The organism is Vibrio sp. 1641 (assembly GCF_033339995.1).
GTDB classification, from domain to species: domain Bacteria; phylum Pseudomonadota; class Gammaproteobacteria; order Enterobacterales; family Vibrionaceae; genus Vibrio; species Vibrio alginolyticus.
Genome location: NZ_JAWOVP010000002.1, coordinates 842,099 through 854,583, shown reverse-complemented (window position 1 = coordinate 854,583; position 12,485 = coordinate 842,099). Strand labels below are relative to the sequence as shown.

13 protein-coding genes are annotated in these 12,485 nt (G+C 44.5%); 7 read left to right on the top strand and 6 right to left on the bottom strand.

Going from position 1 to position 12,485, the window contains the following annotated elements; translation table 11 throughout:
• Nucleotides 1-43: 43 nt before the first annotated feature.
• Nucleotides 44-802 (top strand): uroporphyrinogen-III C-methyltransferase, encoded by a 759-nt coding sequence (gene cobA / locus R7Z47_RS07780; RefSeq protein ID WP_025767740.1) that lies wholly within the window; start codon nt 44-46, stop codon nt 800-802.
• Nucleotides 803-818: 16 nt separating this feature from the next.
• Here the strand turns inward: cobA and R7Z47_RS07775 are convergent, their stop codons facing one another.
• Nucleotides 819-1,259, bottom strand: a complete 441-nt coding sequence (locus R7Z47_RS07775; RefSeq protein WP_005387976.1) for a DUF4174 domain-containing protein — start codon at nt 1,257-1,259, stop codon at nt 819-821.
• Between the two features lie 119 nt (nt 1,260-1,378).
• Here R7Z47_RS07775 and R7Z47_RS07770 point away from each other — a divergent pair, with 119 nt between their 5' ends.
• On the top strand, nt 1,379-1,867 hold the full coding sequence (locus R7Z47_RS07770; protein WP_005387978.1) for an NYN domain-containing protein: 489 nt from the start codon (nt 1,379-1,381) through the stop codon (nt 1,865-1,867).
• Between the two features lie 87 nt (nt 1,868-1,954).
• Here the strand turns inward: R7Z47_RS07770 and R7Z47_RS07765 are convergent, their stop codons facing one another.
• On the bottom strand, nt 1,955-3,286 hold the full coding sequence (locus R7Z47_RS07765; RefSeq protein WP_104976072.1) for an anaerobic C4-dicarboxylate transporter: 1,332 nt from the start codon (nt 3,284-3,286) through the stop codon (nt 1,955-1,957).
• A 419-nt stretch (nt 3,287-3,705) separates the two neighbouring features.
• On the opposite strand from R7Z47_RS07765, the gene R7Z47_RS07760 reads away from it, so the two are divergent.
• A complete protein-coding gene (locus R7Z47_RS07760; RefSeq protein WP_171344601.1) occupies nt 3,706-4,443 on the top strand; it encodes a siderophore ferric iron reductase in 738 nt (245 codons plus the stop codon).
• 89 nt (nt 4,444-4,532) lie between these two features.
• Nucleotides 4,533-6,704, top strand: coding sequence for a TonB-dependent receptor (locus tag R7Z47_RS07755; RefSeq protein WP_262606737.1), 2,172 nt, complete (start codon nt 4,533-4,535; stop codon nt 6,702-6,704).
• Nucleotides 6,705-6,753: 49 nt separating this feature from the next.
• Here R7Z47_RS07755 and R7Z47_RS07750 read toward each other — a convergent pair whose 3' ends face one another.
• A complete protein-coding gene (locus R7Z47_RS07750; protein ID WP_171342947.1) occupies nt 6,754-6,945 on the bottom strand; it encodes a DUF2986 domain-containing protein in 192 nt (63 codons plus the stop codon).
• Nucleotides 6,946-7,081: 136 nt separating this feature from the next.
• Here R7Z47_RS07750 and R7Z47_RS07745 point away from each other — a divergent pair, with 136 nt between their 5' ends.
• Nucleotides 7,082-7,591, top strand: a complete 510-nt coding sequence (locus R7Z47_RS07745; RefSeq protein ID WP_005387984.1) for a GNAT family N-acetyltransferase — start codon at nt 7,082-7,084, stop codon at nt 7,589-7,591.
• 14 nt (nt 7,592-7,605) lie between these two features.
• Nucleotides 7,606-7,995 (top strand): nitrous oxide-stimulated promoter family protein, encoded by a 390-nt coding sequence (locus R7Z47_RS07740; protein ID WP_005387988.1) that lies wholly within the window; start codon nt 7,606-7,608, stop codon nt 7,993-7,995.
• Between the two features lie 49 nt (nt 7,996-8,044).
• On the opposite strand, the gene R7Z47_RS07735 is transcribed toward R7Z47_RS07740, so the two are convergent.
• Both R7Z47_RS07735 and trxC read right to left on the bottom strand, forming a co-directional pair.
• Nucleotides 8,045-9,205, bottom strand: coding sequence for an MFS transporter (locus tag R7Z47_RS07735; protein ID WP_151515542.1), 1,161 nt, complete (start codon nt 9,203-9,205; stop codon nt 8,045-8,047).
• Between the two features lie 176 nt (nt 9,206-9,381).
• Nucleotides 9,382-9,816, bottom strand: a complete 435-nt coding sequence (gene trxC, locus R7Z47_RS07730; protein WP_005376074.1) for a thioredoxin TrxC — start codon at nt 9,814-9,816, stop codon at nt 9,382-9,384.
• 162 nt (nt 9,817-9,978) lie between these two features.
• Between trxC and R7Z47_RS07725 the strand changes: the two genes are divergently transcribed.
• Nucleotides 9,979-11,073 carry a ketoacyl-ACP synthase III gene (locus tag R7Z47_RS07725; protein WP_005387993.1) on the top strand — a complete coding sequence of 365 codons (1,095 nt, stop codon included), beginning with the start codon at nt 9,979-9,981 and terminating at the stop codon, nt 11,071-11,073.
• Between the two features lie 85 nt (nt 11,074-11,158).
• On the opposite strand, the gene R7Z47_RS07720 is transcribed toward R7Z47_RS07725, so the two are convergent.
• Nucleotides 11,159-12,484 carry a DUF1501 domain-containing protein gene (locus R7Z47_RS07720; protein ID WP_206949017.1) on the bottom strand — a complete coding sequence of 442 codons (1,326 nt, stop codon included), beginning with the start codon at nt 12,482-12,484 and terminating at the stop codon, nt 11,159-11,161.
• Nucleotide 12,485 lies beyond the last annotated feature (1 nt).

The window sequence follows — 12,485 nt, the reverse complement described above, 5'->3', positions numbered from 1 at the left end:
TTGAGTGTTACTTTTTATGTCCAAATTTTCGATAGGCGTTGATATGACAACTGTTAACTCATCTTTAAACAGCGGCTTTGTTTCTCTTGTTGGTGCAGGTCCTGGTGACCCTGATTTACTCACAGTAAAAGGCTTAAAAGCCATTCAAGCGGCTGAAGTTGTTGTGTACGACCGATTGGTATCAAAAGAGATTCTTGAGTTGGCGCATGCATCAGCAGAGATGATTTATGTTGGGAAAAAGCTCGATTTTCACTGCGTGCCTCAAGATCAAATCAACCAAATCTTGGTGCAAAAAGCGCAAGAAGGTAAACGCGTTGTACGTCTAAAAGGCGGCGATTCATTTATCTTTGGTCGTGGCGGTGAAGAGCTAGAAGAGCTAGCAGAATTCGGCATCAAATACGAAGTGGTTCCGGGTATCACAGCTGCTGCGGGTGCAACGGCTTACGCAGGTATTCCATTAACACACCGCGACCATGCACAAAGCGTTCAATTTATCACTGGTCATGTACAAAAAGATGGTCGTGAGATTGAATGGCATTCACTAGCGCAATCCAACAACACACTTGTGTTCTATATGGGTTTGAAGCAAAGCGGCCATATTATGGATAAGCTGATCACTCATGGGTTAGATCCTGAGATGTCATGCGCCATTATTGAAAACGGTACGCGCCCAGAGCAGCGCGTGTTCCAAGGAAAGTTGAACGAGCTATCGATCATGGCAGAGCAAGCCGTGAGCCCAGCATTGATTGTGGTTGGCAGCGTGACTCAACTTCACAACAAGTTGGATTGGTTCGCAAAGTAATACTGCCCAGAAGTGACTATATTTTACAGGGGCTTTGTTGCCTCTGCATTTCTTGCTTACGCATAGGCATTTGATCAATGAGGTTGTTGATAAACGACCAGTCTGTTTCTGCGCCCCAGCGGTGCTTTTCTAGACCATCTTTACCAAGCAAAATAGCGGTATGAGAACCTTTTTCGACCTCATAAAGACGAGCTAGCATTTTTAGGTCGAACTCTTCTTTAAGCCAAGCAGGAAAAGTATAACCTTGTTCTGTAATGACCAGCGTGACGACATCTCTGTCTTCCAACTCACACTCATTCATAAGTGTTTCTAGCAAGAATTGTTTGACGTATTCATCATTTTCTGGCGCAAAGTAGAGCACACTTCTATGTGGCCAGTATTTGGAGTGCGCTGGATAACCAAATGCTGTCGATGACAAGATACAAGAAAGCAGTATCACTAGTAACTTTCCGCCCATGACAGTTCCCCTAGAAACCCAAATAACTTTTTATACGTTAAGTTTAGTGGAATTGGCTCATTGTGCTTTTTCCAAAACTGGCATAGGGTAGGCAGCAAATAAATTGAGCGTAGAAATAGATGAGTTCGGAAAGCAAACAAAAAATCGCCATTTTGGTTGATGTACAGAATGTGTATTACACCTGTCGCGAAGCGTATCGAAGCAATTTTGATTACAACCAGTTTTGGTATGTTGCCACACAAGGGAAAGAGGTGGTAAGTGCTCGTGCTTATGCTATTGCGAGCAATGATCCCAAGCAACGTCAGTTCCACCATATTCTTCGTGGTGTTGGATTTGAGGTGATGCTTAAACCCTACATCCAGCGTCGTGATGGCAGCTCGAAAGGCGATTGGGATGTGGGTATTACTCTCGATGCAATTGAAATTGCTCCCGAAGTTGAGGAAGTGATTCTAGTTTCGGGAGATGGAGACTTCAGTCTGCTAGTAGAGAGAATTCAGCAGCGCTTCAATAAAACGGTGACCGTTTATGGTGTACCTAAACTTACATCTCAAACTCTGATTGATTGTGCCGACAATTTTGTCGCGATTGATGACGATTTCTTGCTGTAGTTAATAGTGCAATAAAGAAAGGCGAGTCACTCAGGCTATACGAAAACGTACAATGACTCGCCTCTAATTTATCGTTGATTTGGCTAGTTACGAAGGAATGATCATTTGCCCTAGCAAGTAACCCAAGCAACACGCACCAATCACGCCGATTAAGCCCACAGACATGAATGAGTGGTTGAAGTACCACTTACCAATCTTAGTTGTGCCCGAGGTATCGAAGTTCACAGTCGCGATATCTGAAGGGTAGTTTGGAATAAAGAAGTAGCCGTATACCGCTGGCATCAAGCCGATAAGCAGCGCAGGTTCCAAACCTAAGCCGAGACCAACAGGCAGCATCATGCGAGCCGTTGCAGCTTGAGAGTTCACCACAACCGACACAATGAATAACGCAAGCGCGAATGTCCAAGGATAGTTGGTTACCATCTCTACGATGCCAGATTTAAATTGAGGCATAGCGTACTGAAAGTAGGTATCTGACATCCATGCAATACCGAAGATAGCAATCGCCGCCACCATACCAGATTTAAATACCACCCCATTTGGTACGTCACGCGGGTCAGTTTTGGTCGCAAGCAAAATGATACCGCCGAAGCAGAGCATCATCATTTGAATCACAACTGCCATGCTGATTGGCTTCGAGCCATCTACGATGGTACGAATGTCTGGCCACATCGCGATAATGACGATAACCAAGATCGATGCAATGAACAGCAATACAGAGTTACGAGCACTTGTTGGTAGTACTTCATCAAGAGACGTTGCAGTTGTGTTGAGGATTTTTTCTCTCCACACTGGATCTTTCAAACGCTCTTGGTATTCTTCATCGTCGTCTAGCTCTTTACCACGCTTTAGGCTGTAAAGTGACATCAACAACGTACCGAATAGCGTTGCAGGTACAGTAACGAGCAGAATTGAGAGCAGAGTGATCTCGTGTTGAATGTCGGAGAGTTGCGCCAAGTAGTAAACCACTGCTGCTGAAATTGGCGAGGCTGTGATTGCGATTTGAGACGCGACAGAAGCGGCAGCCATAGGACGCTCTGGACGAATGCCATTTTTAAGTGCAACGTCGCCAATGATTGGCATGATAGAGTAAACCGCGTGACCTGTACCAAGTAGGAAGGTCATAAAGTAAGTCACGAACGGAGCAATAAGGGTGACGCGTTTTGGGTTCTTACGAAGCACACGCTCGGCAACTTGCAGCATGTATTTCAAACCGCCAGCGGCTTCAAGAATGGAAGCACATGTTACCACCGCTAAAATGATCAACATAACGGTGACAGGAGGAGAGGTTGGCGGCATCTTAAAGATGAAGACTTCAATCACCAAGCCAATTCCGGATACGACCCCAAGGCCTATACCACCATAACGTGAGCCGATATACAGCATCACGAGCAAAAATAGAAACTCAAGATACAACATGTGGATTTCCTTATTCAAAACAGAGGGCTACATAGCCAAATTACCTCTTTGTATTGTCTCGATATTCAGAAAGAAAATACTTCATGTTGTTCACAATCCGCTGGATAAGAAACAGCAATATTCAATTATTGGCAATAACTCACGCTACACAGGGAAACTGTTAACACAGTTTTATCAGGGTGTTTTTATGCTGTGTATTTTTGCGGTCATGTCAGCGCTAAATGCGAAGAGGTTTAAGAGTTTGTTGCTATTCATCGCATACTTAACCAGACCTTACAGCTTCACAGAACTCGGAAATACATTCATAACTAACCCTAAGAGTGCTTCTTTGTTATGAAAACGCAAAGGATAATAGTTTGCATTGCGATTGGTGCTTGGGTATAAAGGTGTCAGAATGACTACACCAACAATAAGCCATCATGTCTGAGCAATTTTTCCCGCAACTGTTTCAAACTTCGAGTGAGATTACACCTTACCTACACGGTGATATCGGCGAGATAGGGCAAGAAGCTATCCATATCGAGAATGATATCAACCCGATCATCCAAGGCCTTTACCAGCAAATCTCGGAGGCTCATCCGGAAGCGGGAAAAGCATATTGGTTGACAAGAACGTGGGATTTACTTTGTTGGCAGCCAGTTTATGTCGCATTCATCTCTATTTACGGTTACCACACGTTGCCAAACATTCGCGAGATAGCGCAGCACCTCAAACCTTGTTTTGTTTCTGGGTACCGATTCGCCGACGAAGCGCATATACATGGCGAGCCAGAAGCGTTGATAAAACAGGCGGGGCGTCAAATCCGAGAACTGTTCGACTTCTATCAACAAGAGATGAGTCAATGGACACGCATTCGTCCTGGCTTCACCCATCAATTGATGTCGGACGGAATCATGGCTTGTTTAATTCGTCTCCAACAGCGCTTTCCGCAAATGACTAACTCGACACTTCAGGAGCATGCGGTCTTGTGGCTAAGCGCAATGGGTTTGGATGTTGATAATAGCCGCTCACTTCATGAGACGGAATCAGATCAGTCGCTAAAGTTAGTAAGAAAAAGTTGTTGTTTAGTCTATAAGTGTGAAGGCAGAAAGCTTTGTGCAGATTGTCCTCGTTTAGAGGAAAATCGACAGCTTATGAGCAAGAAGGTGCTTAATTAACATTTATTTAACTTGTGTAACAATGCTCGATTTGAGAGTGAGAATAAGTATCATTGCATACTCTTGTTGACAACAAAAAGATAAATACAATGATGAAAAGGACGTTTTCTTTCAATCTCATCGTACTTGCGATGAGCAGTGGATACGCAGTTAGCTCAATAGCAGCAGAAGATCTTCAACAAACATCGACTCCGAGCGATGAGCAATTGGTTGTTGTAGGCAGTGTGATGCCGAAATCGATCTCCGATATTCCAGGAACGGTTTGGTTTGTTGGCCAAGAAGAGATTGCTCAGCAATATCGTGCGGGCAAGACACTGGGTGATATTCTTTCTGCAACCATCCCTTCTTTAGACGTCGGCACCGGTGGTCGAACTAATTATGGTCAGAACCTTCGCGGTAGAGCAATGTTGGTAATGATTGATGGTGTCTCGTTACAGTCTTCTCGCCCGATTAGTCGTCAGTTAGACGCAATAGACCCATTCAACATCGAGCGAATTGAAGTACTATCTGGTGCAACCTCCATTTATGGTGCAGGCGCTACTGGTGGTGTTATTAACATTATCACCAAGAAAACGTACTCGGATGACTTGTCGTTTGAATCCTACGTGAGTGGCACTACAGGCTTTAATAGCAGCGATGACTTTGATTACAAACTCGCTCAGTCTATCTCGGGTGGTAATGAGCGAATTACCGCTAGAGGTTCGGTTGTGTACACCGAGACACAAGGTGCATTTGACGCAAATGGCGACATTGTCACCCCAGACATTTCACAGGGCTCCTTGCAGTATAATTCAACGCTCGATGTTATGGGATCGACCGAGATTCAAATCTCCGATGCCAGCAAGTTAAACCTTGTCGCACAATACTATGACAGCCAGCAAGATTCGCCATACGGTTTGTACATTGTTAACAATAAATTTGTTGATGTACGAGAGGGGTTCGATTCCGACCGTGAACATGGTACAGAGCGAGTTCTCTTAAGTGCGAACTACGCTCACGACAGCGTATTCGGTCATCAACTGATAGGCGAGTTATCTTACCGTAGTGAAGACCAAACCTTTACTCCTTATTACCAAAGTGCCTCTCAACAAAAAACAGAAGTTTTTGCTGGGCGCTTAGCGTTAGCTAAAAGCTGGGAGTCATTCAAACTTGTTTATGGTGTCGATGCGTACTTAGACCGTTTTGAAAGTAACCAGGCTCTGTTCGATCCAACCATTGCGAACAGCTCTGGGAACTTAATTAATCGAACCTATGCCGAAGTGGGGCGTTACCCAGATGTTGATGTGGCGTCTTACGCAATATTTGTCCAAGGGGATTACCAAATCAATCAAGATTGGTCAGTACAAGCAGGCTACCGCTACCAATACATGGACAATAAGATTGATGATTTTGTTGCCTATAGTATACAAAAGAAGATCGCATCGGGTAATGGTGTATCAGCGGATGCGGTACCAGGTGGCAGCACTGACTACTCTGTGAGCTTATTTAATTTGGGCACCATTTATCAGCTTAACGATGAATCTCAGCTTTGGGCGAACTTCTCTCAAGGTTTCGAACTCGCTGATCCTGCAAAGTACTACGGCCAAGGTAGCTACGATGCCGCGGATGCAAATGGTCACTACGCGTTGAACAATAGCATTAATGTATCTGACTCAAAAATGTCGGGCATCAAAACGGACAGCTATGAAATTGGTTACCGATTAGATACGGATACTGTCGCACTGCAAGCGGCGGGTTACTACTCGGTTTCGGATAACTCAATCAAGTATGACAAGAAGACGCTCCTAATCACCAATGTTGATGACGAGCAACGTGTATACGGTGCCGAAGCAAACATTAACTACTGGGTAAACCGTGATATTTTGTTAGGTGCATCAGGTCACTATGTGGTTTCTGAGCTGAAAACCAACGGTAAGTGGGAAGATCTAAGCGCGGGTAAAGCAAGTACATCAAAAGCGAACGCGTGGGCGGCTTACTATCAGGATGGCTATTCAGTACGTTTACAAAGCCAGACGATGTTTGATTACGAAGATGACGCAAACAATAAACTAGATGGATACACTACGTTTGATCTTCTTGGTAACGTAACACTACCTATCGGGCAGTTAGGTTTTGGTATTCAAAACCTATTTGACGAAGACTACACAACCGCTTGGGGACAACGTGCGCAGATTCTTTATGCAGCACACTACGATGCAGCAGCGTACGACTACAAAGGAAGAGGTCGCACATTCACACTGAACTACAGTGTCGAATACTAAAGCTAACTATCTCCGAATATCAAAAAAGCCGCTTGAAGCGGCTTTTCTTTTAGGCTTGATCTGTCTTCGCTGTGTCTACAACGTTTTCCGTGTGTTCTGAAGCTTGGTTTTGTTCTTCAGCTTCCATTTTCGCGCGTTCAGCTTTGGAGATATAACGCGGCTTATTGCTCTTATGTAGCTTAGCGTTATGCTTCTTCTGCTTCGCTTTCAAGATCTGATTGATTTTCTTCTTGCGGTTCATGGTGGTGGTCCTTTAATTTAGCGAGGCAGGATAGTTACTTTTTTATCAAGTTACAACTAAATAAGCGCCGGTATCGGTCGCAAAATTCAAGTACGTTCCTATGTCCAATCATCTATCGCGTTTTAATGGAGCCCAAATGAAAACACTGTACACCGAACGTTTGATACTGCGTCTTGTGAGTGTAGATGATGCACCATTTATACTAGAACTTTATAACCACCCAGACTTCTACCGTTTTGTCGGAGACAAACAAATTCGTACCGAATATGAAGCGGCGCGTTACATAAAAGAAAACATGCTACGCATGCAACAAATTAAAGGCGTGAGTTTACTCGTTGTAGAGAAGAAAGAAGATGGGCAACCCATCGGGATTTGTGGGTTGGTTAAACGTGACACATTACAACACTATGATCTCGGATATGGATTTTTACCTTCCGCTTATGGCTACGGCTACGGAACGGAGTCTGCAACCGCAGTGCTGGAATACGCTAGAGAGGAAATGAAACTCGATAATTTGGTTGCCATCACCAACAATGACAATATTCGTAGTATAAGTTTGCTCAAAAAACTGGGCTTTGAGTTTGAACGAGTTGAGCAGCAATATGATAATGGCCGCACGTTAGAACTTTACACAATGATGTTGTGATTTTTGGATAGCGCATGAGCGATATTTTACTTGGCAAACTCGCCACTGAATTTAAGACAGTAAAAGCCATGGTAGAGGTTTACTGTCATGACCATCATGGAACAAAACGTGACTTATGCTCAGAATGTCGTGAGCTGCTTGAATACGCAGAAGTGCGCCTCGACCGCTGTCCTTATGGAGAGAATAAACCGACGTGTAATAAATGTCCGATTCACTGCTACAAACCAGAGCCGAAAGAACAAATGCGTTTGGTCATGCGTTACTCTGGCCCCAGAATGTTACTGAAACATCCCATCTTGGCGGTTCGTCATTTGCTTCATGAAAAGCGAATGGTACCGGAAAAGCCTGCAGCGAACGCGTCAAACCGTCACAAGCGTTTATCTAAACAAAAATGCGAAGAATAAAAAAACGAGGGCGACATGCCCTCGTTTTCGTTGAGTAGAAGCGGCGTGATTAGAGGCCAGCGGCCATACGCTGTTTGGTTTTGCTCGCAGCAAGTAGCATGTATACGCCAGTCGCAACCAAAGCGGCAAACAAGTAGCCTAGTAAGCCGTGTTCTTGGCCCATAAATTTATCAGCGACAACTGGGCCAGCAACAGAGCCGATGCTGTAGCTAAACAGCATGACTTGTGTCGCAGAGACAATAAAGCGTTCATCAAGTCCTTCGCAACCTAAGTTGATTGCTATCGGGTACAAGGCAAAAGTAGCTGCACCTAAAAAGAATAATGCAGCAGCCAATACCACGGCTGACGAGGAAATAAAGGTCATACCGATCGAAAAAATACCCAAAATACAGAAAAACGCCATTAGCACTGTGCGGCTCATGTATTTGTTTAACGCGGTCACCATTGGTTGAACTAGCATGCCACCTAGAATCACTAGCGCCATCAATGTACCAATGTCTTGATGGCTAATTTTACGGTTAGTTAACTCAACTGGCATTAATCCGTAGATCGCACCTAAGGTCAAACCTGAAACAACACAACCAATAATTGCTGCATGGTTTAGTTTGGCAATTTGCTTAAATGATAAAGCGGTTGATTCATGGCTGTTTGGCTGCTCACAATCAATGAACATTAACACCAGCATAGCCATTAGGATCAACGTCGTGATCGCAATAAACGGAACGCCGCCACTTACGCCAAGCACGCCAATACCAAACTGGCCTAATGCTGAACCACCATAAAGCGATAGCATGTACAAGCTCAAACGTTTCGCACGCGATGCTTCGTCTCCAGACATTAGCCAAGACTCAACAATGACAAAAACACCAGCAACCGCGATACCCGCAATAAAGCGAGCGGCAAGCCACATCAATCCGTTAGCAAACACGGGTAGTGTGACGATAGTTAGCGAAAATACGGCCAAGCAACCAATAAACGCGTTACGGTGACCAACTTGACGTACGATACGTTCAATAAAAATAGCACCGGTTAATAAGCCGCCATAAAACACACTCGCCAACCAACTCGCGTAATCTGCTGAGATGTTGTATTCACCGAGCATGAGAGGGATCAAGCTCATTAAATAGCCCGAAGCCACCGCATAAAGAGACAGTGCGACGACTGGAACTGTAACTCGTGGTGATGCTGCAGGAACGACTGTGTTTTCCACTGTTTTGCGCCTATAAGTTAAATGAAATCTAAGGGTTATTCGGCGCGAATATGAGGCTAATAGTTAGGCAAGTAAAATGATAAATTTAAGTCGTTTCGACAAATAATATTTATTAACTAGATAGGTTGATAAGTTGCATAAAAACGCCAACCTACAAACAAGGTTGGCGTGGAAGATTATTTAGTAAGTGCTTGATTTAACCATTGATCAAATTGAGTTTTAGGTAACGCACCATTGATCATATCAACACGTTGACCATTTTTGAAAACCATAATGGTAGGAATGCTGCGAATACCAAATTGCGCCGCAAGTTGTTGTTGAGCTTCGGTATCAATCTTAACAAAACGAGCCGTTCCGGCTTGCTCATGAGCAACATCAGAGAAAACAGGAGCAAAACCAACGCACGGGTTGCACCATGGGGCCCAAAAATCTACTACAACAGGCATATCACTTTGTAATAGAGCAGAAAAGTTATCTTGTGTACCTTCGATAGGCGAGCCGTCTAAAAGTGCACTTTTACATTTACCGCAAGTTGCAGATTCGGCAACGCGCTCATTAGGGACACGATTTAGACCGCCGCACGAAGGGCAGCGAGTTTTAAACGATGACATGACTTCTTCCTTTATTACGTATTGATGAAAACATGACTTACCAGTCAGCCTCATTATTTGTATACTTATTTTTTAACCTGCCGAAATAACGCAGCGCAGGTTTGTATTTGAGCCTAAGGTTCTAAGAAATTTTATTAAAATACAACAATAAATAGGTCTGCGATGACAAATTACTACGCTGAAATTACAGGTTGGGGGAAATGTGTTCCGCCAGCCGTGCTCTCTAACGATGATCTTAGCACTTTCCTCGATACTTCCGATGAGTGGATTCGTACCCGCACTGGTATCGAAAACCGCCGTATTAGTCATGTAAACACGTCAGACATGGCGACCGTTGCTGCTAAACATGCATTAGCTCGAGCAGGCGTCGATGCAACAGACGTGGATTTAATCATTGTGGCGACTTGTTCACCAGATTCATTGATTCCAAATATCGCGTCTAAGGTACAGCAGAACCTAGGTATTCGTGCAGCCGCTGCCTTTGACTTAAATGCCGCATGTACGGGATTTGTCTATGGCCTAGAAACGGGCACACGTTTGATTCAATCAGGTAACTATCGTAACGCGATCATTATTGGTGCGGAAAGATTGTCTTTCTACATCGATTGGGCAATGCGAGATACCGCTGTTCTATTTGGTGATGGTGCGGGCGCCGTTGTGTTATCAAGAACGGAAAAAGAAACGGGTTTACTACAGTCTCAAATCGGTTGTGACGCAAAAGGCCGCGATATTCTGTCCGTACCAAAGTTTGGTACTTGTATGGATCGCTTTGCGGAAGACAACGGTTACTGGGATTTCAACTTTGTAGGACAAGAAATTTTCAAACGTGCAGTAAAAGGCATGGGGCTAGCTGCGAAAACCGTACTGAAAGCATCACAGTTAACGACGGAACAAATCGATGTTGTGATTCCGCATCAAGCGAATATTCGTATTATTCAAACCTTGTGTGACCTGTCTGGAATTCCACACGACAAAGCGTTTGTTAACATTCAAAACTATGGCAATACTTCAGCTGCGACGGTGCCAATTGCATTGTGTGAAGCGGTAGAGCAAGGTCGAGTTAACCCAGGTGATAATATGCTTCTTGCTGCATTTGGTGCAGGTTTGACATGGGGTGCGGCAGTATTGAAATGGGGTGACCGCGTAACGCCAATTGGTGAAAGTGATGCGGTTCTGCCTGAATGTGAGCAATCCGCGCTAGAATTACTTGAGCGTGCCATTAAGCTGTGTAACGAACGCCGTCGCGACGAGGTGTAACGGACACTTTGCAAACATAAGATGAGTAAGGGAGCGCGAGGCTCCCTTATTTGATGATGTGTTCTACAGCTACCTGTAAAATATCTTACGACATAAAACCCAGGTTTGAATGAGTAAAATTACGGATGTTCGGGAAGACGTATTCCAGTGCAGCGTTATCACTCACGCCCATCCACTGTGCTAGTGTTGAACCAACTTGATCAGCGGCAATTTTGGGTATGAGTCGGCCTTGAGAGTAATCATCGTTTCCGCCCAGTATTAGTTCCGGCCATGTACCGATAGGTTGTTTCCCATTTACCGCGCCTCCAATTAATAGTTGATGGCCACCCCAGCCATGATCGGTACCATTTCCGTTGCTCATCATCCGTCGACCGAAGTCAGACATAGTGAAAGAGGTGACTTGCTTGTTTAGCCCTAACCGTTCGACCGCACGATACATTGCTAAAAGGTTTGTCGCGAGATCCTCAAGTAACACTGGATGACGTGCCAATTGCGAATCGTGCAGGTCATACCCAGAGTGTTTAACGAAAAAGACTTGTCGTTGCTGCTTCAGGACATCTTGGCTTGCTATCAATTTGTACACGGTTTGCATCTGCTTGCCGAGCGTCGATGACGTAAACAACGGCTCGTCAGCAATGTGGTTGAGTTGCTCGCTCAGTACACTACTCATTACCATCGACTCATCAACCATCAAATTAAAATGACCATTAAATGGATTGTCAGTTTGATGAGAGAGAAGGCGATCATAGATCCCCTTGTATAGCGGGTTATCAATCGCGGTAAGCTGAACTGCGCGATCTTTTTTCAGGACGGTTTGGCGGTGTTTCATTGCCCGTAACCAAAGCGAGTTGCCATGCACACTGTATAGCGGTGTTATTTCTGATTCAGAGTTTAATACATCCAACATTCTGCCAGCCCAACCAAGATTTTTAGACTCGCTCATTCCACCAAGTAACCAAGCGTCTGTTTGAGAATTATGAGAAAACAGTTGCTCGGGAAGTGATGCTTCACCTTGCTCAATAGCTTGTTTGGTGACGGGATGGTTGAGAATGCCACTATTGAGCACGATGCTGGCATCGCCTTGTTCGAAAACGGAAGTTAACGCATTTAACTTTGGGTGTAAGCCGAGCTTCACTGGGTGATTTGAGCTATCGACAGCACTCAAATTGATAGGGAGTATGTCTTCTTTGGCGACAGAGAGTGGCCCTCTGACTTTGGAATATTGACGATAGTGCGCCTCCGATAATGGCAGTATGGTGTTGAATGCATCGTTTCCGCCTGCTAAATACACACATATTAATGCTCGAAAGTCATTGGATGGCGCTGCGAGAGAGTAACCTGGCAGACTAAGAGAGGCTAGTGCGCCCATCGATAGCGTGCTTTGTATAAAATGTCGTCGTGAAATATCCATA